Here is a 24,231-nt window from a genome sequence, read left to right as displayed (position 1 = left end):
ACGCAGGTAAGGATTAGTGAGCTTGCTGTCACCAATGAAAATGAAACGTTGAAAATTCAGTTGCCAAAGCATTTTCATGAAGAAAAAGGTGAATTGTCATCAGCGGATGAAGTAAAAGGACTGGCAAGTAAAGCCTTCAGTAGTCCCACGCTCTATGTTTCGATCCTCATGAGCCAAGTGTCAAATGCAACTAGCTTATCAGAATTTGTAGGTCAAGTGCTAGAAGACGACGGTAAAATAAACGATAAAAAAACGAGCGAAACGTTACATCCTGATTTGTTCAAAAACGAATATATCATCACCACCAAAACTAGTAAAAATGGTCAGTCAGATTCTAGCAATTATACGACTTATTTTTTTGAAACAGGTCATAATTATGGCTGGATCATGTGTGAAATAACAGCTACTTCTCAAATGGATGACCTTGATTTAGAGCAACAAGTACAAGAAATCCTGCGTTCAATCGAACTTGATACAAAAGGGACAGTTATTTAAAAAAGAACCTTCTATCAAGGATGTCGTAATCCTCGAAGTTAGATGATAAATTCTAACTTCAAAAGGTTCGTACACTTAGGTAGAAGGTTCTTTTTAGTAGATAGTATTCAGTAATGTTAATGACTATCTAGTTAGCAAACTGTTGAATGATTTCATTTAAGGTTTGTGCAGCATTGGCGCCGGCCCGATTATTATAGTAAGCAGCAAATCGTCCATCGGCTACATACATTTGGCCAAGGCCTCGGTGCATTTCAGCTGAATAGGCAGGTGAAGTATAGCTTAACCATTCTTTGTGTTTTAAAAAGACTGTTTCTGCTTCTTGCGAGTGATAGTCTTTGGTCTCCATCACAACTTTTAATGCGTCGATCAGTTCTTTTTCTGCAGTTTCCATTTGATTAAAATCTGCTTCACTTAGATTTAGCCACTTTTGATTAGATGCTGCCACTGTTTCCTCACCATACTTTTCTCGAATTTCTTGTCCGTAGGTTGCTTCATTTTTCTCTAGTTTTTCTTGTTTAAAGCCAATAAATTTTTCTTTGTCGGTCATGATTAGCTCTCCTTTTTGATAGCGTAATGTTTTTTCTACAGTCAGGATTAGATGATCCATTTGTCGCCGCTTTTCCAATAATTTTTGATAATGGTCCTGTAACGCGTGTTGGGGATCATAGTTTGGTGTGCCAAGTAACGTTTGGATGTCTTCTAATTTCATATCCAACGAACGATAAAAAAGGATTTGCTGCAGCTTATCGATTTCTTTTGTTCCATAGATACGGTAACCAGAAGAATTAATACGTGCCGGTTTTAATAAGTTGATTTCATCATAATAACGCAACGTTCGCGTGCTGATTCCAGATAATTCGGCAATTTTTTTGATCGTGTATTCCATCTTTTTCCCTCCTGCATGAAACTAGCATAAACCTTTACTTAACGTGAAGGTCAAGTTTTTTATAGCATAACATAACTATAAATTTTTGATTTACAAAAATGGACTGAAAGAGTAAAATTTTTATGTAAAGTTATTATGGAAAAAGGAGCTGAGTAAATGAAACTAATTGAAACCCCGATTAATAGAAATTTAGATTTAGAGTATTTTTATCCAAATATCACTAAATTCGTTTTTGGGACAAAGGCGATCAAATTTTTTAAATTATACGCATTGGATCGAACACAAATCGTGTATGCTGATGCCTTTGATAAAATCGATATCATCATGATTAATACCAAGAAGAAGATCAACAAAAAAGAGGTTGATTATGTGATCAAGAAACTGTTAAATACGACTAGAGAAGAAGTCACTGTGCATATTGGGATTAAAAATGAAATGCAGAAAAATGGTTATTCTTTTAGTGCTCCGAGAAAAGATATTATTGTGATTCAGAAAAATGTGGAGCCATCATAAAAAAGGTAAAACTCTTGAGAAAGTGGAAATAGCACTTTTTCTGGGGTTTTTTTCTTATTTGCAAGTTAAAATGATCAGATTTCGTCAGTATAGCGAGCTGATTTTATAAAGTGTTTCGCACTCACTTAAATTTGAGAAAAGATGAAAAATGTAGTAAAGCAGTATGATTTCTATGTTAACTTTGATAAAATGTTAAATAGAGTGAAAGGATGCGTAGCTGTTGAAAGAATTGTTTCATAAATACAAAGAAGTAATCTCGTATTTAGTGTTTGGAGTAGCGACAACTATTGTGAATATCCTTGTCTTCTTTCTTTGCAAAGATGTTTTAGGGATTGACTATAAAATTAGTAATACGATTGGCTGGTTTTTATCTGTATTATTTGCATTTTTCACAAACAAATATTTTGTTTTTGCCAGTAATCATGAAGATTTTGGTTCTTTTGTAAGAGAAATGCTACTGTTTTATTGGTATCGCATATTGTCTTTTGTAGTGGATATGGCATTGATGATTTTGATGATCGAAGTCCTGCATATCTCAGAATTTTGGGCAAAAATGGTGACCCAAGTAGCAGTCGTCGTATTGAACTACTTTTTCAGCAAGTTTTTCATTTTTAAGAAAAAATCACCTTAAAAGCAGATTTTAGTTAAAAAAATGTTTTTTTGTTATAATTGAAGTTAAAATTCTAGAAAAAATAAAGGATGGCACAGTGAGATGAAGAAAGTTTACGATGATGATAGCTTAACCTTACATACGGATTTATATCAAATCAATATGATGCAGACTTATTGGAAATTAGGACGAGCAGATTTACATTCAGTTTTTGAATGTTATTTTCGAGAAATGCCATTTAACCATGGCTATGCAATTTTTGCCGGGTTGGAACGCTTAGTTGACTATTTAGAAAATTTAACGTTTACAGAGACAGATATTGCTTATCTTAGAGAAGTTGAAGATTATCCAGAAGATTTTTTGACCTACCTAAAAGAGTTCGAATTTAAATGTACTGTTCGTTCCGCGTTAGAAGGAGACCTAGTTTTTAATAACGAACCATTGATTCAGGTAGAAGGTCCGTTAGCTCAATGTCAACTGATCGAGACGGCTCTTTTAAATATGGTCAATTTCCAAACGCTGATTGCAACGAAAGCTGCACGGATCAAATCCGTGATCGGTGAAGATCCATTAATGGAATTCGGCACACGTCGTGCACAAGAATTAGATGCGGCTGTTTGGGGAACTCGTGCAGCTTACATTGGTGGAGCTGATGCGACGAGTAATGTTCGAGCTGGAAAGATTTTTGGCATACCAGTTAGTGGAACACATGCTCATTCACTAGTACAATCTTATGGAAATGACTATGATGCTTTTACGGCCTATGCTCAAACTCATCAAGACTGTGTCTTTTTAGTAGATACCTATGATACGTTGAAATCAGGAGTTCCAAGTGCAATTCGCGTAGCCAAGGAAATGGGAGACAAAATCAATTTCCTAGGTGTTCGTCTTGATAGCGGGGATATGGCCTACATTTCCAAACGCGTACGTGAACAATTGGATGAAGCAGGCTATACAGAAGCGAAAATCTTTGCTTCTAATGATTTAGACGAAAATACTATTTTAAGTTTAAAAATGCAAAAAGCGAAGATCGATGTTTGGGGTGTGGGTACAAAATTGATCACCGCTTATGATCAACCTGCTTTAGGTGCAGTATTCAAATTAGTTTCGATTGAAGATAAAAACGGTCAGATGAAAGATACGATCAAACTTTCTAGTAATGCAGAAAAAGTCACGACGCCAGGTAAAAAGCAAGTTTGGCGGATCACACGTAAATCGGATAAAAAATCTGAAGGTGATTATGTAACATTATGGGATGAAGATCCTCGTAAGCAGGAAGAAATCTATATGTTCCATCCAGTGCATACCTTCATTAACAAAACTGTTAGAGATTTTGAAGCTCGAGCTGTTTTACAAGACATTTTTGTCGAAGGGAAACGAGTTTATACAATGCCGACCTTGGAAGAAATCAAAAGTTATGCGAAAGAAAATCTTGATTCTTTGTGGGAAGAGTATAAGCGTGATCTTAATCCGCAAAAATACCCAGTCGATTTGTCCACTGAATGTTGGAATCATAAAATGCGTTTACTGGAAAAAGTCCGTGTAGATGTAAAAGCATTAAGTGAAGGAAAATAACGATTATTTAACGATGCGGGCTTTTTTCTACGAGACTGAGTGAGCCCGCTACGCTTTTATATTATTTAGGAGGAAATTTCTATGGAATCGTTGCAAAAAGCCATTATCGAAGAATTAGGTGTCAAACCACAAATAGATCCAAAGGAAGAAATTCGTAAAAGTATTGAGTTTATGAAAAGCTATTTATACAAATATCCTTTTTTAAAAACGTTTGTTTTAGGAATTAGCGGTGGTCAAGATTCGACACTAGCAGGTCGACTCGCTCAGTTAACGATGGAAGAGATGCGCAACGAAACCAAAGATAAAGACTATCAGTTTATTGCAGTTCGTTTGCCATATGGTGAACAGGCAGATGAAGCAGATGCTAAAAAAGCCTTAGATTTTATTCAACCTGACGTCTCATTATCTGTTAATATCAAACCTGCGATTTCAGCCTGTGTGCTGTCTCTTGAAGAGTCAGGTGTTTCAATCAATGATTTCAATAAAGGTAATATGAAAGCACGACAACGCATGATCGTCCAATATGCGATTGCAGGCGAAAAATCAGGGGCTGTGATTGGAACGGATCATGCTGCTGAGAATATTACAGGTTTTTACACAAAATTTGGTGATGGTGGAGCGGACATTTTACCATTATTCCGTTTAAATAAACGTCAAGGTAAGGCTTTATTAAAGGAGTTAGGTTCTCCTGCTGAATTATATACGAAAATCCCGACTGCTGATTTAGAAGACGACAAACCTTTAGTGGCGGACGAGGTAGCACTTGGGGTAACCTATGATGATATCGATGATTATGTTGAAGGAAAAACAGTATCAGAGAAAGCTAAAGAAATAATTGAAGGTTGGTATAAAAAAACACAACATAAACGTCACATGCCAATTTCTATTTTTGATGATTTCTGGAAATAAGAAATGATCAGCTCATTTTGGTGCGAACCCTAAGTGCCCATAAAATTACTGGGAGATTCGCACCGAAAAAAGGACAGATATAAGGGCTATTTAGAGCTTTTTATCATTTTATTTTAATGTTTAAATAGTTTTACGTGGGAATTTAGTGATTGTCACCGATTTTTCGTAGATAATCGCTTGTTTTCACAGTCTCACTCTGTTATGAGTGAGTGGATTGAAATATCATACCAATCAGCATCACCGGCTTTAATCGCGTCTCACTCTGTTATGAGTGAGTGGATTGAAATTGCGTGATCGTTTAGCAGGAGCTGGAGTGCTTTCGTCTCACTCTGTTATGAGTGAGTGGATTGAAATGACTCGGTTAACAGACAACTAAAGATAAATAAAATCTCAACCAAATCCCATCAAAAATAGACTAAAAAAGAAAGACTAAAAATTTAGCCTTTCTTTTTTTAGCGAATTTTTAATCAGAGTACCTTCAGTTTGTGCAAATGGTTAAAAAAAGTGTAAACTTAAACTAGTTCTCTGAAATAATCGATGAATTATTCTACAATTGAATTAATTACAGCAAGAAAAAGGTGAATGAAAATATGAAAAAATGGTTTAGGAAAAAAAGAAATATCGATAACGAGGAGTTTCTTTCATCTGAAGAAAAAACACAATCAGTTAATACTAACGACATTCGGATTCCAAACGATATCAATGGTTTGTCCGATCAAGAAGTCGAACAGCTATACGCAGAAGGAAAATACAATAAAGAAGTCGAAGATTTATCTAGAACGACAAAACAAATCATTTTAGATAATTCACTAACATTATTCAACTTTATCAACCTATTTTTAGCAATCGCAGTTTTTGCTGTGGGGTATCCGAAAAATGCTTTGTTTTTCTGGATTATTATCATAAATACAGCAATTGGTGTGATTCAAGAAATCCATGCCAAAAAAACGATCGACAAATTATCGATTGTCAATAAAACAGAAGTTACAGCTTTAAGAGATAACCGATTACTAAATATTTATCAAGATGAAATCGTACTGGGGGATGTTTTAGTTCTATCCTTAGGAAACCAAGTCCCTTCAGACGGAATCGTTTTACACGCTGAAGGAATGGAAGTGGATGAATCCTTATTAACAGGAGAGTCGGATAAAATCACAAAACAAAATGGCGATAAAATCATGAGTGGTAGTTTTATTACCGCTGGATTGGGATTTGTTAAAATCAATGCCGTAGGAGAAGACAACTTTGTTTCCAAACTATCTAAAGAGGCTAAGACAGAAAAACCGTCAACCTCTGAACTAATGAATTCGTTGAATCTTTTGATCAAAGGATTAACATTTGCCATTGTTCCTATTGGTTTATTGCTCTTTTGGTCACAGTATCAATCGACACAGTCATTTCCCAAAACTGTTTTAGGGGTTTCAGGTGCGTTGATCAGTATGATTCCAGAAGGCTTGATGCTTTTAACGAGTGTTGCATTTGCCGTCGGTGCTGCTAACTTAGCTAGAAAACAAACGTTGATCCAGCGACTATCATGTATAGAAACGCTTGCTCGTGTTGATACGATTTGCTTGGATAAGACCGGTACAATTACTGATGGGACGTTGACCTTTAAAGAACTGATTCCGCAAGCAGGCTTTCCAGCTAGTGAAATTGAACGTGCAATGAGTGAAATGATGGCTGGTTTATCTGATCAAAATGCTACGGCTAAAGTTCTGAGAACGAGATTTCCTTTAACTAAAACGGAATGGACAGTCAAAGAAGTGATTCCATTTTCTTCCGATCGAAAATGGAGTGGTGTGACGTTTAAAGAAAAAGGATCTTTTGTTATGGGGGCACCAGAATTTATTTATTCAGAAGTTCCAGCGGATTTAAGAGAAAAGTTAGCTCCTTATAATGAGCAAGGAGATCGTGTGTTGATCTTAGTTCATTTTTCTGAAGAATTAACTAGACCAGAGTTACCACAAACAAAAGAGACTGTTGCGATTTTTATTATTGCGGATACGATTCGTGCGAATGCAGTGGATACTTTTTCTTATTTTGCTAAACAAGATGTTACCCTAAAAGTTATATCAGGAGACAACCCAATTACAGTATCACAAATAGCGAAGCAAGCAGGAATCGCCGGTGCAGAAAATTTTGTCGATATGAGTACGATTTCCGATTCAGCAGATTTTAATGAATTGGTTGAAAATACAACTGTTTTTGGCCGAGTGACCCCTTATCAAAAAAGAGAGTTGATTCAAGCCTTAAAACAAAATGGACATACAACGTGTATGACGGGTGATGGCGTCAATGATATCCTGTCATTAAGAGAAGCAGATGTTAGTGTTGCAATGGCTAGTGGAAGTGATGCAGCTCGGGCAGTATCCGATGTCGTGTTGTTGAATTCTGATTTTAGTTCAATGATTCAAGTCTTGAATGAAGGTCGCAGAGTAATCAATAACATTGAACGAGTGGCATCGATGTATATGGTTAAAACGATCTACTCAGCGATTCTGGCTGTAACATTTATCTTTTTATTCTTACCTTATCCATTTGCGCCGTTACAATTAACACCGATCAATACCTTAACAGTAGGGATTCCCTCTTTTATTTTGGCGTTAGAGCCTAATTATCAACGAATCAAAGGACATTTTTTAACGAATATCTTGCGAATCTCAGTTCCAGGTGCTTTGACAGTCGTTTTTAATATTTTAGTCTTGCAACTAGCGGGTATTTGGTTTGATTTATCCCATCAAGATGTTTCCACGATGTGTGTCTTGCTAACTGGCTGTGTTGGTTTTCAAGTGTTATTAAAAGCAGCTCGACCACTTGATTTGAAAAAACAAATCATGATTGGTTTGCTATTGATAGCATTCATTGCTTGTTTCCTATTCTTTGGCGATTTCTTTATGCTAACCTCACTCTTCACAAGAAATGTACTCTTCTACTTGCCGTTGATTTTAGGTAGTCGATCAATTTTCAATTACATCTCTTTATTTATGACTAGAGCAGTACATGAATTTGAAAAAAGAAGTGAAAATAGAAAAATCAAAAAGAAGAAGCGTGTGATTTAACTTATAAAAATAAAAAAAGTGAAACATTTCCAAAAAGAGGAAGTGTTTCACCTTTTTTTATGTTGACGTAGTAAGAATGACAATCATTTTCATTTAAGGCTTTTACCTTTGTTATTTGTTTAACTGAGCGTAATCTTAGTAATAGAGAATGAAGAGGGGAAAAAGGAGGAGTAAAAATGAAACATTTAACGAAATTGATCATAACAATCGTTACAGGTATTTTAGCGCTATTATTTGAATTTGTTTTTCACCAAGCTTCTTTAGCATTTGGCATCATTGTGATCACAGGTTCAGTAATGACTTTATCTATGTTGGTTGAAATGATTAAAACCTTAAAATCAGGGAGATATGGAGTAGATATATTAGCGATTACAGCGATTGTAGCGACACTAGCGGTAGGTGAGTATTGGGCAAGTTTGATGATCTTGATCATGCTGACTGGTGGTGATTCTTTAGAAGACTACGCTGCTAAACGAGCCAATAAAGAATTAAAGTCATTACTTGATAACTCACCTCAAAAAGCCCATCAGTTGGTTGACGGGACTCTACTGGATATTAGTGTTGAGAAAGTCAAAGTTGATGATGAGCTAGTCGTAAAGCCAGGAGAAATAGTTCCAGTAGATGGGGTTGTCATAAAAGGATCATCAACTGTTGATGAATCTTCATTAACTGGAGAATCTCGCCCAGAAAATAAAAATCAAGGGGATCCATTGATGTCTGGATCAATCAATGGGGATAGCTCTATCACGATGAAAGCGGAAAAAAGTGCAGCAGACAGCCAGTATCAAACCATTGTTAAACTAGTCAAAGAATCTGAAGCACAACCAGCTCACTTTGTTAGAATGGCGGATCGTTACGCCATTCCATTTACGATTACCGCATATGTAATTGCAGGTGTTGCTTGGTTTGTATCAAAAGACCCAACTAGATTTGCTGAAGTTTTAGTTGTAGCATCGCCATGTCCGCTGATTTTGGCAGCACCGATCGCACTTGTTGCTGGAATGAGTCGTTCAAGCAGAAATGGAATCGTTGTAAAAACAGGAACGACCTTGGAGAAAATGGCGGAAACACAATCAGTTGCCTTTGATAAGACTGGAACGATTACAAAAGGTGCCCTATCAGTAGCTCAAATTGTACCAGAGTCCGGTATTTCTAAAGAAGAATTGTTAGTGTTAGCAGCCAGTGCTGAACAAGAATCAACTCATATCTTGGCGCGCTCACTCCTTGCATATAAAGATACGCCCAAAAAGTTAAAAGAAGTTTCTGATTTAGCAGAAGTAACAAGTTCTGGGGTAAAAGCTATAATTGAAGGAAAAGAGATTCGTGTGGGAAAACCTGCATTCGTCTCACACCAAAAAATAGAAAAAATCGTAGATCAGACGACGATTTACATTTCTCAGGATGAAGTGTTCTTAGGCTACATCACTTTTACAGATACCATTCGTCCAGAAGCGAAAAAAACAATGGAAGAACTACGTAAACTAAACGTGAACCATTTGCTGATGGTGACAGGAGATCATCAAACAGTTGCAGATACGATTGCTAAAGATGTTGGGATTACAGAAGTTTACGCAGAATGCTTACCCCAAGATAAAATAGATGTGCTAAAGAAAATTACAGCTTCCAAACGTCCAGTAATCATGGTTGGAGATGGTGTAAATGATGCGCCTTCTTTAGCAATTGCTGATGTTGGCATTGCAATGGGGGCTCACGGGGCAACAGCAGCGAGTGAAACCGCTGATGCTGTTATCTTAAAAGATGACCTAGAAAAAGTAAGTACAGCTGTAAAGATTTCAAAAGATACAATGAAAATCGCCAAACAATCTGTCTTGATCGGAATTTTGATTTGTACAATCTTGATGTTAATCGCAAGTACGGGAATTATACCAGCGTTATTTGGTGCAATTTTACAAGAAGTAGTGGATACTGTTTCTATTCTATCCTCTCTACGTGCCAAGAATGACTGAGTACAATGAAGAAAGTGTGTGTGGCTAGCGAGAAAAGATAGTTGCAGCAAATGACTTAAGTTGTTAGAATCAAAAGAAGAAACTAATAAAAAACAGATGTAATTTTATTGTTAGTTAACGTTGAAAGTTAGCTTATACATTAGGAGGAAAACAAGATGGATGGAAGTAAAATAAACGACAAAGCAGTGACAGAAGAGATGCTTTTAGAAGAAGGGTATCGTAAATATTCAGGTGAGGATTTGGACATTTATTACAGCAAAGATATTTGTGCCCATATTGGAAACTGTGTTCGTGGAAATAAAGCTGTTTTTGAAGTGGGACGTCGTCCATGGATCATAGCTGATAATGGCGGTATTGAAGAAGATATCCGCGTGATCAATACTTGTCCAAGTGGTGCGTTAAAATACATTCGAAAGGATGGCAAATAGCTATGGAAATTAAAGAAGAAGAAAATCGCTTTGTATTATTTAATGATGAAAATCAAGAAATTGGTGAAATGACTTGGTCGAATGCTGGTGATAAAATGATGATCATCGATCATACTTTTGTTGACCCTACATACAGAGGTCAAAAACTAGCGGAAAAATTGGTCTTAAATGGTGTAGAAAAAGCACGCCGTGAAGGAAAGAAAATCATTCCGCTTTGTCCTTTTGCTAAAAAAGAGTTTGATACAAAACCTGAATATGGGGACGTTTTAAGAAAATAGAAAAAAGATCTGTGCTGGATTAGATCAGCACAGATCTTTTTTAAACTAGGAACGAAAGTTGAACTGGTATTTGTCTGAAAAATATGCTAAAGTATAATAGATGTATTTTGTGAATAAGGGAGAATTAGACTATGTATAATTTTATTTTAACACTTGTAATCATCCTTTCAGTAGTGATGGTTATTGCCGTTATGATGCAACCAAGTAAACAAAACAGTGCAGCAAGTGCGTTTACAGGTGGTGCAGATAAACTTTTCGGTAAACAAAAAGCACGTGGATTTGAAGCTGTTATGCAACGTGCAACAGCAATTATTGGTGCGGTTTGGATGTTACTATTATTTATTTTAGTATTATTATCATCAAAGTAAGACCTTTGAAGTCCTTCATTTACTGAGGGGCTTTTTTTCTTTTAAAAAATTGAATAGGCACATATGAAAAGTTACAGGAAAACCTTTCTTTTCATAAGGTTTTCAAAGGATAATGTGCTAAAATGAGGATGAGGTGAATTGAGAAGTGAAAACAATAAGTCTACCTAAACCATTATTTACAAAAAATGGTTCTCGTGCTGTATTACTCTTGCACGCTTATTCAGGAAGCAGCAACGATGTGCGTATGCTGAGTCGTTATTTAGAAAAAGAAAATTATACCGTTTATTCCCCCAATTTTTCGGGTCATGCAACCGTTGCGCCAGAAGATATTTTAGAAAAGACAACAAAGGATTGGCAGCAGGATACAATTGAGGCTGTTCAGTTTTTAAAAGAAAAAGGGTATCAGGAAATTGCCGTTTTTGGTCTTTCAATGGGTGGGATTTTTACAATGGAGGCATTGACAAGTCAGGTGGCAGGAGTTGTCGGCGGTGGTTTTTTCTGCTCACCGATTTTCCCTGTAAAAAACACAGTTCCGGAAAATTTTGTTTTATATGCAGATAAAGTGTTAAAGACGGCTGGTGTGCCAAATGAAGAAAGAGCACAGCGGATGGTCAAAATCAAAGAAGCCTCTTTCGCACAATTAAAAGATATTGAAAATTTTTCAGAACAGACGGCCAATAAACTTGATCAAATTAAGGTTCCTGTTTTTATGGGACAAGCAGGTAAGGATCAAATGATCGATCCACTAGGTGTTTATAAAACTGCTGAAGCGCTAACCCAAACACGATTTACATTAAACTGGTATCCAGATAGTGGTCATGTACTAACGATTGGACCAGATCATAAACAATTAGAACAAGACGTAGTCGCATTTTTGAATACATTGTCTTGGAATGAGGAGAAAGAATGACAAAACAAACAATCAAGGAGAAAATCCTGTTTTTCATGGAAAATCATCCGAAAAAAAGTGTTTCCATGGAAGAAATCGCAGAAGGGTTGCAACTACAAAAAAGCTCAGACTTTAAATTGTTAGTTCAAACCATTGCAACCATGGAACGTGAAAAATTAGTTGAATTTAACAAAAAAGGCAAGATCCGTTTGCCACAAAAAAATGGGGATATCGAAGGAACCTTTCGTGCTAATGAACGAGGATTTGGTTTTGTAACGATCGATCCTGAAGAAGCAGATGTTTATATTCCAAAAGAAGCAGTTAACTTTGCTATGGATGGCGATATTGTTGTAATTGATATCGTACAACCAGCAGATGCTTTTTCAGACCGCGGTGCTGAAGGGAAAGTTGTAGCAATTAAAACACGTGCAATTACTCAAGTAGTCGGTGAATTTATCGCCTATGATGAAAAAGAAGTCAGCGAAACCGATTTATATGGCTATGCAGTTCCAAAAGACAAAAAAATGACTGGGCTGACGTTTAACATCGCAGCTCAAGGAATCAAACCAGTTGACGGTAGTATTGTGATCGTAGAAGTGACCCACTATCCAGAAAAAGAATATCCAAAAAGTTTAGAAGGAATCGTCAAAAAAGTAGTGGGGCATAAAAATGATCCTGGTATGGATATCTTATCAATCGTTGTGGCTCACGGTATTCCAACTAGTTTTCCTAACGAAGTGATCGCTGAAGCGGACAAAGTGCCAGAGACTATTTCAGAGACTGATATACAAGGTCGTAGAGATTTACGGGATCAATTGATCGTCACGATTGATGGGGAAGATGCTAAAGATTTAGATGATGCAGTAACTGTAGAAAAATTAACAAACGGCAATTATTTTTTAGGAGTGCATATTGCTGATGTCTCTTACTATGTTACAGAAGGCAGTGAGTTAGACCAAGAAGCTTATGAACGTGGGACTAGTGTGTATTTAACCGACCGAGTGGTGCCGATGATCCCGCAACGTTTATCTAATGGGATTTGCTCGTTGAACCCTAATGTACCGAGACTTACAATGAGTTGTGAGATGGAAATAACACCTGAAGGTCATGTCGTGAAGCATGATATTTTCCAAAGCGTGATCCAAACGACTGAACGGATGACTTATACGGCAGTCAATGAAATTTTAGAAGAAGAAAAACCTGAAACGATGAAACGCTATAAAAAATTATTAACCATGTTTAAAGAAATGGGAGAACTTCACCAGATTCTTGAACAAATGCGAGAAAACCGTGGCGCAATTTCATTTGAAGATCGTGAAGCAAAAGTTTTAGTGGATACAGAAGGTCACCCACATGATATCTTACTTCGAACACGTGGCGTTGGTGAACGTTTGATCGAATCATTTATGCTTGCAGCCAATGAAACGGTAGCAAAACATTTCAATGAGTTGAAATTACCATTTATTTATCGAATCCATGAACAACCTAAAGAAGAAAAAATGCAGCGTTTCTTCGATTTTGCCGCCGTGTTAGGCATTTTAGTCAAAGGCACGAAGGCAGATATTACACCTAAAGATTTGCAAAGAGTTTTAGAACAAGTTGCGGATAAGCCAGAAGAAGCTGTGATCAATACAATGTTATTGCGTAGTATGCAACAAGCTCGTTATTCAGAGGATAACTATGGGCACTATGGCTTGGCTGCCGAGTACTATACTCACTTTACCTCACCGATCCGTCGTTACCCAGACTTGATCGTGCATCGATTGATTCGCAGTTATGCAGGGAATGTCTCCGAAAAGCTAAAAGAAAAATGGGAACAGGACTTACCTGATATTGCAGATCATAGCTCAAGAATGGAGCGTCGAGCGGTTGAGACAGAACGTGAAGTTGACTCAATGAAGAAAGCCGAATTTATGGCAGATAAAATTGGTGAAGAATATGATGGGATCATTAGCTCAGTTACTCGATTCGGATTATTTGTAGAACTTCCGAATACAATTGAAGGGTTGATCCATGTCAATAACTTGAAACAAGATTATTTCCATTTTATTGAAAATCACATGGCTCTTGTTGGTGAACGAACAGGAATGACCTTGAAAATCGGTCAAAAAGTGAAGGTAAAAGTAGATAAAGCCGATCCAGAAACAAGAGAAATCGATTTTGAGTTTCTTGAAGCGGAAGAAGTAGAAAGAATCGAAGCACCGAAACAAAAGAAACGTCAGGATAATCGCCGAAAACGCAATTCAGATCATAAAAATAGTGATAAAAAATCATTTACACAAAAGAAGAATAAGAAAAAAGGTAAGAAACCTTTCTATAAAGAAGTAGCGAAAAAGAAAAAAGGAAAGAAACAAAAGAATAAATAGAAATTGGAGGAATGGGTATGCCAAAAGGGGAAGGTAAGCTGATTGCCCAAAATCGTAAAGCACGGCATGACTATACTGTTGTTGATACAATGGAAGCAGGGATTGTTTTACAAGGAACAGAGATCAAATCCATCCGTAATGGACGAATCAATTTGAAAGACGGCTTTGCTAGAATCAGAAATGGTGAAGCCTATCTGCTCAATGTTCACATCAGTCCCTATGAGCAAGGGAATATTTTCAATCATGATCCTTTAAGAACAAGAAAATTATTATTACACAAAAAACAAATTGCAAAATTGATTGCTGAAACAAAAAATACGGGGATTACGATCATCCCGTTAAAAGTATATATTCGTAACGGTTATGCTAAAGTGTTGATCGGACTTGCAAAAGGGAAGAAACAATACGACAAGCGTGAAGATTTAAAACGCAAAGAGATCAATCGAGAAATCAGTCGTACCCTAAAAGAAAGTTTACGGTAACGAAATAAAATTCAAGTGTTTAAGAATAAAATCAACTCTTTTAATTCGGTTATTTTATTCTTTTTCGCATATTTATTTTCTTTGCTTTATCTTAAGCGGAAAATTTGGTAGAGTGTAAAGGAAATGATGAGTTTTCATCGTTTTTTCAGTAACTGACCTTCGTACTGCCAAACACCAAAAGGACTCTATTCTTTTAATATTTTGTCATATTAAAAGAAGTGTCCAATTTTCATGAAATTCTTTTGAAATTATTCATCGATGGTGGTATGATACGTGTGGTTAAGAAATAGAAGCCTTTTTAAGCTTCTCGCAAGTTTGTTGGAAAAGAGGTGAAATAATTTGGAAGAGAAGACACTACTCTTCAAGATTGGGCCAATTTGGTTTGACGGAACTATTTGTCTAATGGTTCTGTTAACATGTGTCATTGTCTTTGGGATAGTATATTTCTGCACAAGGAATATTCAAATGAAACCTAAAGGCAAACAAAATGTCATTGAGTATCTCATTGATTTTGTTCGAAGTATCATTACCGACAATATGCCGAGTAAAGAAGTAACAAATTTTCACCTGCTAGCATTCACGATGTTTATGTTCGTTTTAGTTGCTAACATTATTGGTTTAGTAACGAAAGTGGCAATCGGGGATTACACATATTGGAAGAGCCCAACAGCCGATCCAATGGTTACCTTGACATTAGCATTGATCATGATTGCTTTAACACATTTCTTCAGTGTTAGTCGTTTTGGCTTAAAAGGATATTTCAAAAACAGCTTTTTAAGTCCGGTATCTTTCTTAATGCCGATCAAGTTGATGGAAGAATTTACGAACTTGCTTACGTTGGCACTACGTTTATACGGAAATATTTTTGCCGGTGAAGTATTACTTGGACTAATTGCAGGACTTGTATCCAGCGTTGGACTTTGGACAATTCCACTCGCAATACCGCTAGAGATGATTTGGTTAGCCTTCTCATTATTTATCGGCGGAATTCAAGCATTTATTTTTGTAACATTATCAATGGTTTACATGGCTCATAAAGTTGAAGTCGAAGAATAAACAATAAATAAAAACAACTATTTCTTAGGAGGAAAACAATAATGAATTATATCGCAGCAGCAATCGCAGTTTTCGGAGCAGCAATCGGAGCCGCATATGGTAACGGAAAAGTTATCTCAAAAACAATCGAATCAATGACACGCCAACCAGAAATGGCTGGACAACTTAGAACAACAATGTTTATCGGGGTAGCCTTGATCGAAGCGGTTCCTATTCTAGGTGTAGTTATTGCATTGTTATTAGTGCTTAAATAATCTCTTTAGAAGGCAGGACGCTGAGTTTTTAAAACGCCACGCGTTACTGCTTTCTTTGCTGCGAATCACTGCGACTGCCTCCGGCAGAGCAGATGATGAGCAGTACTTGGCGAACGAAGAGAGAGAAGTAACCGATTAAAAGAACCATCAAACTTCTCCAAAATAAAGCAGACCACTCAAAATATCAAGTATACTTCAAAAGTTCTAACCAAAGGCAGAGCAGATGATGAGCAGTACTTGGCGAACGCAGTGAGAGAAGTAACCTATTAAAAAGGAATATCAAGCTTCTCCAAAAATAAGGTGAACCAAACCATACAAAGAACGTAATTCAACAAAAGCACCACAAAGTATTGCAGAGAAAGGAAGTTGAAACTTCATGCTAGATTATTTAGTAATCGGTGAAGCAGGACCCAGTACAACAATCGGTACAATGATTGTTGTAAGTGGCGCTTTTCTAATTTTGATGCTTCTAATCAAGAAATTCGCTTGGGAAGCAATCACTGATATGTTAAAAAAACGTGAAGATAAAATTGCCAACGATTTAGATTCTGCAGAACAATCTCGAATAGCAGCCGCTAAGTTGCAAGAAGAACGCCAACAAAAATTGCTTTCTTCTAAATCTGAAGCAGCAGAAATTATTAAACAAGCGAAAGAGAACGGAGATCAAAACCGTCAAAAAATCTTAGCAGAAACCAATGATGAAGTGTCACGTTTACGAGAAAAAGCACGTCTTGATATTTCTCAAGAGCATGAAGAAGCATTGGCTTCCGTTAAAGATGAAGTAGCGAGCTTGTCTCTACAAATTGCAGAGAAAATTTTAAATAAAGAATTGACACCTGATGCACATGATTCTTTAATCAATTCTTATATTGAAGGTTTAGGTAAGTCAAATGAAGTTAGATAAGTATACGGTAGGTAAACGCTATGGCAAAGCTTTGTTTGAACTGGCAATTGAAAATGAAGAAGCCGACAGCATTTATCAAGACTTATTAAAACTTAGAGAGATTTTTCATGAAGTTCCAGAATTAGGAGAGATCTTAAGTGACGTCCGTCTTGAACCATACGAAAAAGACGAAATCATGAAACAATTAGTTACTGGTTTTGATGGAACAATCGAAAACTTCTTATATGTTGTTTATAACTACTCTCGTATGATCGATTTATTATTGATGATCGATGAATACGAAAGACGCTATGACGAACATAAGAGCTTGCTTTTAGGCACAGCTTTGACGGCTGTTCCTTTAACGAAAGAACAACATCAGTTAATGGAAGAAAAAGCAGCAAAACTTTTAGGGTATGAACAAGCTAATTTAATCAATCTGATTGATCCTGAAATTGTTGGCGGCGTAATTATAGAAGCTAACTATAAAGTAATCGATGGTAGTATCCACAAGCAATTAGAACGAATCCAAGAATTGTTATTAAAATAACGTTCAGCACAATAAAGAGGTGAATTGAATGGCTATCAAAGCAGAAGAAATCAGTGCCTTGATTAAGGAACAGATTAAAAATTATCAACAAGAATTAGCAGTCGAAGAAATCGGGACTGTCACATATGTTGGGGATGGAATCGCTCGTGCCCATGGATTAGAAAATGCGATGAGTGGAGAACTACTTGAATTTTCTAATGGCTCATATGGAATGGCGCAAAATTTAGAAACCAATGATGTCGGTATTATCATTTTAGGTGATTTTGAAACCATTCGAGAAGGCGACAAAGTGAAACGCACGGGTAAAATCATGGAAGTCCCTGTCGGTGAAGCGATGATTGGCCGAGTGGTTAACCCATTAGGTCAACCAATCGATGGTTTAGGTGAAATCAAAACAGACAAAACACGTCCTGTAGAAGCAGCAGCTCCAGGTGTTATGCAAAGAAAATCAGTTGATCAACCGATGCAAACTGGTCTGAAAGCGATCGACGCACTTGTGCCAATTGGTCGTGGACAACGTGAATTAGTAATCGGTGACCGTAAAACAGGTAAAACATCAATTGCCATCGATACAATCATCAACCAAAAAGGTCAAGATGTCATTTGTATCTATGTTGCGATTGGTCAAAAAGAATCAACGGTTCGTAACCAAGTTGAAACACTAAGAGCCTATGGTGCCCTTGATTATACAATTATTGTAAATGCTGGAGCGTCTCAACCAGCGCCATTACTTTATATTGCGCCTTATGCAGGAGCTGCGATGGGTGAAGAATTCATGTATAACGGCAAACACGTTTTGATCATTTTTGATGACTTATCAAAACAAGCTGTGGCTTATCGTGAACTTTCATTACTATTACGCCGTCCTCCAGGTCGGGAAGCTTATCCAGGTGATGTTTTCTATCTGCATTCACGTTTACTAGAACGTGCGGCAAAATTAAGTGATGAATTAGGTGGTGGTTCAATGACTGCCTTGCCATTTGTTGAGACACAAGCTGGAGATATTTCTGCTTATATCCCAACAAACGTTATTTCGATCACAGATGGACAAATCTTCCTAGAAAGCGACTTATTCTATGCAGGAACTCGTCCAGCCGTTGACGCCGGTCTTTCAGTATCACGTGTTGGTGGTTCAGCGCAAATCAAAGCAATGAAAAAAGTTGCTGGTACACTTCGTTTAGATTTAGCAAGTTACCGTGAATTAGAAGCCTTCACTCAGTTTGGTTCTGATTTAGATGCGGCAACACAAGCAAAATTAAACCGTGGTCGTCGTACTGTTGAAATTTTAAAGCAAAAACTACATGCGCCATTAGCGGTAGAAAAACAAGTTGTGATCTTATACGCATTGACACATGGCTTCTTAGACAGTATCAGTGTTGCAAAAATTCTAGATTTTGAATCTGAATTATTCGACTTTTTAGATGGTAAACATCCTGAATTATTTGAAACGATTCGTACAACAAAAGATTTACCTAAATCAGAAGATTTAGACGCAGCGATCAGCGAATTCAAAGAAATTTTCGGTGCAGCCAACTCAGAAGGTTCAACAGCGAAAGATACACTTGAATCAATTCAAAATGCGTAAGAGAGGTGACAAGAATTGGGTGCTTCATTAAATGAAATCAAACAACGCATTGCTTCAACTAAAAAAACCAGTCAAATTACCAACGCTATGCAAATGGTTTCGGGCGCTAAACTGACAAAATCAGAGGCGGCTTCCAGAAGCTTTCAAGAATATGCGTCCAAAATCCGTTCTATCGTTACTCATCTTGTTGCAGCGCAATTAAGTGATCTGGAAGAATTGGATTCATATGACAATGAAGAAGCATCAGAAAGTGGCAACTACCATATGATGCTTACATCACGTCCTGTGAAAAAAACAGGTTATATCGTCATTACTTCTGATAAAGGATTAGTTGGTGGATATAACAGTTCAATTTTGAAACAAACGATGAAAATGATGGCAGATGATCATAAATCTCAAGACGAATATGTCTTGATCGCTATTGGCGGAACGGGAGCAGATTTTTTCAAAGCTCGTGGAATAAATGTTGCCTATGAGCTTCGTGGTTTAAGTGATCAACCTAGTTTTGATGAAGTTAGGAAAATCGTTTCGACGGCTACTACGATGTATGAAAGTGAAGTCTTTGATGAGTTATATGTTTGCTATAATCACCACATCAATTCATTGACTAGCCAATTTCGTGTAGAAAAAATGCTGCCGATTTCAGATTTAGATCCAGATGAAGCGACAACCTATGAGCAAGAATATATACTAGAGCCTTCCGAAGAAGCAATCTTAGATAATTTGTTGCCTCAATATGCTGAAAGTTTGATTTATGGCGCAATTATTGATGCAAAAACAGCAGAACATGCTGCCGGGATGACTGCGATGAAAACAGCCACTGATAATGCCCAAAATATTATTAGTGACTTGACGATTTCTTACAATCGTGCTCGTCAAGGGGCAATCACACAAGAAATTACCGAAATTGTAGCAGGTGCTGCAGCGTTAGAATAAAAAAGTAGAATTTGAGTCGGATTGACTCAAACTTCGTATAAAGTAACAAAGAAGATAGGTTTTATCACGACCTCGTTAGGTGTAAATCTGTCGAGCCTTCGATATTTTTATAACCTCTTTAACGGTATAAAAATATCAAGAGCTCAGCAGTTTCACACAATCTAAATATCCAAAAAGCGGATAGTCAGATTGTGCTCCAACTGCTCGCTCTTGAACAATATTTTTATAACCTCTTCAACGGTATAAAAATACCAAGAGCTCAGCAGTTTCACACAGTCTGAATATCCAAAAAACGGATAGTCTGACTGTGCTCTAACTGCTCGCTCTTTAACACTATTTTTATGACCTTTTTAAACGAAACGGAGGAAAGACACATGAGTTCAGGAAAGATTGTTGAAGTAATCGGTCCCGTTGTTGACGTGGAGTTTTCACTAGATCAATCCTTACCAGATATAAACAATGCATTAGTCGTTTATAAAAACGGCGAAGAAAAACAAAAAGTCGTGCTAGAAGTAGCCTTAGAACTAGGTGACGGTGTTATCCGTTCAATCGCAATGGAATCGACAGATGGATTGCAACGTGGCATGGAAGTTATCGATACAGGTAAACCCATTTCTGTACCTGTTGGAAAAGAAACCTTGGGTCGTGTCTTCAACGTTCTAGGTGATACGATCGACTTGGAAGAACCATTCCCAGAAGATGCAATTCGTAGTGGTATTCATAAGAAGGCCCCTGATTTTGCGGATTTAAGCACAAGTAACGAAATTTTAGAAACAGGAATCAAAGTAATCGATTTATTAGCACCTTACTTAAAAGGTGGTAAAGTTGGACTATTTGGTGGTGCCGGTGTTGGTAAAACCGTTTTGATTCAAGAGTTGATTCATAATATTGCCCAAGAACATGGTGGTATTTCTGTATTTACTGGTGTTGGTGAGCGGACACGTGAAGGGAATGACCTTTATTTTGAAATGAAGGACTCTGGCGTTATCGAAAAAACAGCCATGGTTTTCGGTCAAATGAACGAACCTCCTGGTGCCCGTATGCGTGTGGCGCTAACTGGTTTGACGATTGCGGAATATTTCCGTGATGTTGAAGGACAAGACGTACTATTGTTCATCGATAATATTTTCCGTTTCACTCAAGCAGGTTCTGAAGTGTCTGCCCTATTAGGTCGGATGCCGTCAGCCGTGGGGTACCAACCAACACTTGCGACTGAAATGGGACAATTGCAAGAACGCATTACTTCTACCAAAAAAGGCTCTATCACATCGATTCAAGCAATCTATGTACCAGCTGATGACTATACTGACCCGGCGCCAGCAACAGCATTCGCCCATTTAGATGCAACAACTAACTTGGAACGTCGTTTAACTGAAATGGGTATTTATCCAGCAGTTGATCCGCTAGCTTCATCTTCAAGTGCTTTAGCACCAGAAGTTGTAGGTGACGAGCATTACGCCGTAGCGACAGAAGTACAGCACGTCTTGCAACGTTACCGTGAGTTACAAGATATTATTGCCATTTTAGGGATGGATGAGTTATCTGACCAAGAAAAAATCTTGGTTGGGCGTGCCCGTCGTATTCAATTCTTCTTATCGCAAAACTTTAATGTAGCAGAACAATTTACAGGCCAACCAGGTTCGTATGTACCAGTTGCTGATACAGTGAAAGGCTTTAGAGCGATTCTTGATGGAAAATACGATGACTTACCGGAAGAAGCTTTCCGTAGCGTTGGTAGAATCGAAGATGTCGTAGAAAAAGCGAAGACATTGAACTACTAAAAGGAGGAGACACAGATATGGATTGTTTAACTGTCAATGTGGTGACTCCTGATGGTTTGGTTTATGATCATCGTGCAACGATTGTTGTTGCAAAAACAACAGATGGTGAAATTGGGATCTTACCTAAACATGCACCAATCATTGTTCCTTTAGCGATTGATGAAGTTCGTGTAAAAAGAACGGATTCTGATACACACGTGGATTGGATCGCTGTGAATGGCGGTATCATGGAAGTTCGTGATAACGTTGTTTCAATTATTGCCGATAGTGCAGAACGTGAAAGAGATATTGATGTAAGCCGTGCAGAGCGTGCAAAACAACGAGCTGAACGTATGATTGAAAAAGCGAAGGAAAATGCAAATACGGATGAATTACGTCGTGCAACAGTTGCCCTTCATCGCGCAATCAATCGAATCAATGTATCAAAACATACGTAAAAATAAAGTGACTGAGATAATTTAATTGTCTCAGTTCACTTTTTTTCAAAAAAAGTGATATATACATAAATTCTTTTAGAAAAGTTAAGAATCTTTATTTTTTGTTTCAGCTTATTTGTGATAAACTGTTTCTATATTACTTAGTGGAGCTATGTAAGTTAGACAGTTGGAAAAAAGATAAAAATGGAGTGAGACAAAAAGCGTCTCAATCAATTTTTCCTATTTTCCTGTCAAGAATGAACGAGCCTACTACGCTTTTAAATTAAGGAGAGTCCTATGCAATTTTTTGGTGTTGATGCAGTGATTCGGATCATTTGCCATATGATGTTTATTTATGTTACGTTTTGGGCGATGCAATCGATCAGGATAGAGCAGTTTTTTAAGGCTCATCAAACCTCTCAGGTGCGGTTATTGATCGTACTATTATCAATCGTTATTGGCTATACTGTAAGCTCATTTTTCTTAGAGTTTCTAACGCTGTGTCGTAATTTATTTATTGTTTTTTTTCCATAAAGGTTAATGAATAAAAAGAAAAGATACTAATTGTTGGTAAATAGTGGTATAATAGAAAAGATTTTGGATCGAAGAGTCCAATTCTAACTTTTTTGGGGGGAACAAAATGGAACAGATCATTGTTCATGGTGGTAACCAATTAAAAGGAACTGTGAAAATCGAAGGGGCTAAAAATGCAGTATTACCAATTTTAGCAGCGACCCTTTTAGCAGAAGAAGGAACAACAACATTAAATAATGTACCGATTCTTTCTGATGTTTTTACAATGAACCAAGTTATCAAACACTTAAATGTCGATATTGATTTTAATGAAGAAGAAAACCAAGTTACAATAGATGCAACGCAGCCTTTAGGCATCGAAGCAAATTATGAGTATGTTAGTCAAATGAGAGCGTCAATCGTTGTTATGGGTCCTTTATTGGCTCGTAATGGTCATGCTAAAGTTGCAATGCCAGGTGGATGTGCGATTGGCAAACGACCAATTGATTTACACTTAAAAGGCTTCCAAGCGTTAGGGGCAAAAATCATTCAAAAAAATGGCTATATTGAAGCTATTGCCGATGAATTAATCGGTAATACGATCTATTTAGATTTCCCAAGTGTGGGTGCTACTCAAAATATTATGATGGCAGCTGTCAAAGCTAAAGGAATGACCATCATCGAAAACGTTGCGAGAGAACCTGAAATCGTTGATTTAGCGAATGTTCTTAATAAAATGGGTGCTAAAATTGTCGGTGCTGGTACTGAAACGATGCGTATCGAGGGTGTGACTAAACTTCACGCAGTTGAACATTCCATCGTTCAAGATCGTATTGAAGCTGGAACATTCATGGTTGCAGCTGCGATGACTGAAGGCGATGTGTTGATTGAAGAAGCAATTCCTGAACATAATCGTCCACTTATTTCAAAATTAACTGAAATGGGCGCTATTATTCGCGAAGAAAGAGGCGGTTTACGTGTCATTGGACCTAAAGTGATTAAACCAACTGACATTAAAACATTGCCTCATCCAGGCTTCCCTACAGATATGCAAGCGCAAATGACTGCGATGCAAATGGTAGCAGAAGGATCAAGCGTTGTAACTGAAACTGTATTTGAGAATCGTTTCCAACATTTAGAAGAAATGCAACGTATGAATGCTGATGTTAAGATAGATGGAAATATTGCCATCATCAACGGCACTCAAGCATTACAAGGTGCATCTGTAGAAGCGACTGATTTACGTGCAGCAGCAGCGTTGATCTTAGTTGGACTAAGAGCTAGTGGGATTACACGCGTATCACATTTAGAATATTTAGATCGTGGTTATTATAAATTCCATGAAAAACTTCAAAAATTGGGAGCAAAAGTGGAACGTATCAACGACGAAAAAGTTGTAGAAAAGAAAATGTCTACAGTTAATTAAAAGGGG

General features: G+C 37.2%; 24 protein-coding genes. 23 read left to right on the top strand and 1 reads right to left on the bottom strand.

Features of this window, described 5'->3' with window-relative positions; genetic code table 11:
* Positions 1-48 precede the first annotated feature (48 nt).
* The gene (locus tag ATZ35_RS16855; protein WP_244148181.1) at positions 49-495 is read left to right on the top strand and encodes a hypothetical protein; all 447 of its coding nucleotides are present in this window, start codon (positions 49-51) and stop codon (positions 493-495) included.
* 127 nt (positions 496-622) lie between these two features.
* Here the strand turns inward: ATZ35_RS16855 and ATZ35_RS15995 are convergent, their stop codons facing one another.
* On the bottom strand, positions 623-1,381 hold the full coding sequence (locus ATZ35_RS15995) for a MerR family transcriptional regulator (protein WP_208928110.1): 759 nt from the start codon (positions 1,379-1,381) through the stop codon (positions 623-625).
* 156 nt (positions 1,382-1,537) lie between these two features.
* Here ATZ35_RS15995 and ATZ35_RS15990 point away from each other — a divergent pair, with 156 nt between their 5' ends.
* The 22 genes from ATZ35_RS15990 to murA all read left to right on the top strand — a co-directional run bounded on the left by ATZ35_RS15990 (position 1,538) and on the right by murA (position 24,225).
* A complete protein-coding gene (locus tag ATZ35_RS15990) occupies positions 1,538-1,894 on the top strand; it encodes a DUF1827 family protein (RefSeq protein WP_086279015.1) in 357 nt (118 codons plus the stop codon).
* Positions 1,895-2,114: 220 nt separating this feature from the next.
* The gene (locus ATZ35_RS15985) at positions 2,115-2,525 is read left to right on the top strand and encodes a GtrA family protein (RefSeq protein WP_208928109.1); all 411 of its coding nucleotides are present in this window, start codon (positions 2,115-2,117) and stop codon (positions 2,523-2,525) included.
* A gap of 81 nt (positions 2,526-2,606) precedes the next feature.
* Positions 2,607-4,079: a nicotinate phosphoribosyltransferase gene (locus ATZ35_RS15980; RefSeq protein ID WP_208928108.1), complete on the top strand. Its 1,473-nt coding sequence runs from the start codon at positions 2,607-2,609 to the stop codon at positions 4,077-4,079.
* 81 nt (positions 4,080-4,160) lie between these two features.
* Positions 4,161-4,988 (top strand): NAD(+) synthase, encoded by an 828-nt coding sequence (gene nadE, locus ATZ35_RS15975; RefSeq protein WP_208928107.1) that lies wholly within the window; start codon positions 4,161-4,163, stop codon positions 4,986-4,988.
* A gap of 590 nt (positions 4,989-5,578) precedes the next feature.
* Positions 5,579-8,047 carry an HAD-IC family P-type ATPase gene (locus tag ATZ35_RS15970; RefSeq protein ID WP_208928106.1) on the top strand — a complete coding sequence of 823 codons (2,469 nt, stop codon included), beginning with the start codon at positions 5,579-5,581 and terminating at the stop codon, positions 8,045-8,047.
* Positions 8,048-8,223: 176 nt separating this feature from the next.
* Entirely contained in the window at positions 8,224-10,014 is a 1,791-nt protein-coding gene (locus ATZ35_RS15965) for a heavy metal translocating P-type ATPase (protein WP_208928105.1), read from the top strand.
* 155 nt (positions 10,015-10,169) lie between these two features.
* Positions 10,170-10,442 (top strand): (4Fe-4S)-binding protein, encoded by a 273-nt coding sequence (locus tag ATZ35_RS15960; protein WP_208928104.1) that lies wholly within the window; start codon positions 10,170-10,172, stop codon positions 10,440-10,442.
* A 2-nt stretch (positions 10,443-10,444) separates the two neighbouring features.
* On the top strand, positions 10,445-10,720 hold the full coding sequence (locus tag ATZ35_RS15955; protein WP_086279022.1) for a GNAT family N-acetyltransferase: 276 nt from the start codon (positions 10,445-10,447) through the stop codon (positions 10,718-10,720).
* 131 nt (positions 10,721-10,851) lie between these two features.
* Positions 10,852-11,088, top strand: coding sequence for a preprotein translocase subunit SecG (gene secG, locus ATZ35_RS15950; protein ID WP_010765524.1), 237 nt, complete (start codon positions 10,852-10,854; stop codon positions 11,086-11,088).
* Positions 11,089-11,233: 145 nt separating this feature from the next.
* Positions 11,234-11,998, top strand: a complete 765-nt coding sequence (locus ATZ35_RS15945; protein ID WP_208928103.1) for an alpha/beta hydrolase — start codon at positions 11,234-11,236, stop codon at positions 11,996-11,998.
* A complete protein-coding gene (gene rnr, locus ATZ35_RS15940) occupies positions 11,995-14,343 on the top strand; it encodes a ribonuclease R (RefSeq protein ID WP_208928102.1) in 2,349 nt (782 codons plus the stop codon). Before ATZ35_RS15945 ends, rnr begins: the two co-directional genes overlap by 4 nt.
* A 17-nt stretch (positions 14,344-14,360) precedes the next feature.
* Positions 14,361-14,825 carry an SsrA-binding protein SmpB gene (gene smpB / locus ATZ35_RS15935; protein ID WP_086444181.1) on the top strand — a complete coding sequence of 155 codons (465 nt, stop codon included), beginning with the start codon at positions 14,361-14,363 and terminating at the stop codon, positions 14,823-14,825.
* A 339-nt stretch (positions 14,826-15,164) separates the two neighbouring features.
* Complete coding sequence (atpB, locus tag ATZ35_RS15930; RefSeq protein WP_010763288.1) at positions 15,165-15,881, top strand: F0F1 ATP synthase subunit A; 717 nt, start codon at positions 15,165-15,167, stop codon at positions 15,879-15,881.
* Between the two features lie 41 nt (positions 15,882-15,922).
* A complete protein-coding gene (gene atpE, locus ATZ35_RS15925; RefSeq protein ID WP_010763289.1) occupies positions 15,923-16,135 on the top strand; it encodes a F0F1 ATP synthase subunit C in 213 nt (70 codons plus the stop codon).
* 376 nt (positions 16,136-16,511) lie between these two features.
* A complete protein-coding gene (atpF, locus tag ATZ35_RS15920) occupies positions 16,512-17,039 on the top strand; it encodes a F0F1 ATP synthase subunit B (RefSeq protein ID WP_208928101.1) in 528 nt (175 codons plus the stop codon).
* On the top strand, positions 17,026-17,568 hold the full coding sequence (atpH, locus tag ATZ35_RS15915; RefSeq protein WP_208928100.1) for an ATP synthase F1 subunit delta: 543 nt from the start codon (positions 17,026-17,028) through the stop codon (positions 17,566-17,568). The genes atpF and atpH overlap by 14 nt, the downstream gene beginning before the upstream one ends.
* Before the next feature lie 28 nt (positions 17,569-17,596).
* Positions 17,597-19,153 (top strand): F0F1 ATP synthase subunit alpha, encoded by a 1,557-nt coding sequence (atpA, locus tag ATZ35_RS15910; RefSeq protein ID WP_069645166.1) that lies wholly within the window; start codon positions 17,597-17,599, stop codon positions 19,151-19,153.
* Positions 19,154-19,168: 15 nt separating this feature from the next.
* A complete protein-coding gene (locus ATZ35_RS15905) occupies positions 19,169-20,089 on the top strand; it encodes a F0F1 ATP synthase subunit gamma (protein WP_086279030.1) in 921 nt (306 codons plus the stop codon).
* A 374-nt stretch (positions 20,090-20,463) separates the two neighbouring features.
* Complete coding sequence (gene atpD, locus ATZ35_RS15900) at positions 20,464-21,870, top strand: F0F1 ATP synthase subunit beta (RefSeq protein WP_208928099.1); 1,407 nt, start codon at positions 20,464-20,466, stop codon at positions 21,868-21,870.
* A gap of 17 nt (positions 21,871-21,887) precedes the next feature.
* Entirely contained in the window at positions 21,888-22,307 is a 420-nt protein-coding gene (locus ATZ35_RS15895; protein WP_010772960.1) for a F0F1 ATP synthase subunit epsilon, read from the top strand.
* Between the two features lie 276 nt (positions 22,308-22,583).
* A complete protein-coding gene (locus ATZ35_RS15890) occupies positions 22,584-22,820 on the top strand; it encodes a DUF1146 family protein (RefSeq protein ID WP_208928098.1) in 237 nt (78 codons plus the stop codon).
* A gap of 106 nt (positions 22,821-22,926) precedes the next feature.
* On the top strand, positions 22,927-24,225 hold the full coding sequence (gene murA, locus ATZ35_RS15885; protein WP_208928097.1) for a UDP-N-acetylglucosamine 1-carboxyvinyltransferase: 1,299 nt from the start codon (positions 22,927-22,929) through the stop codon (positions 24,223-24,225).
* The last annotated feature ends 6 nt before the right edge of the window (positions 24,226-24,231 follow it).

The sequence above is a fragment of the Enterococcus rotai genome, assembly GCF_001465345.1.
Taxonomy (GTDB): Bacteria; Bacillota; Bacilli; order Lactobacillales; family Enterococcaceae; genus Enterococcus_L; species Enterococcus_L rotai.
Note: the sequence above shows the minus strand (reverse complement) of the source record. Positions and strands in the feature narration are given on the sequence as shown.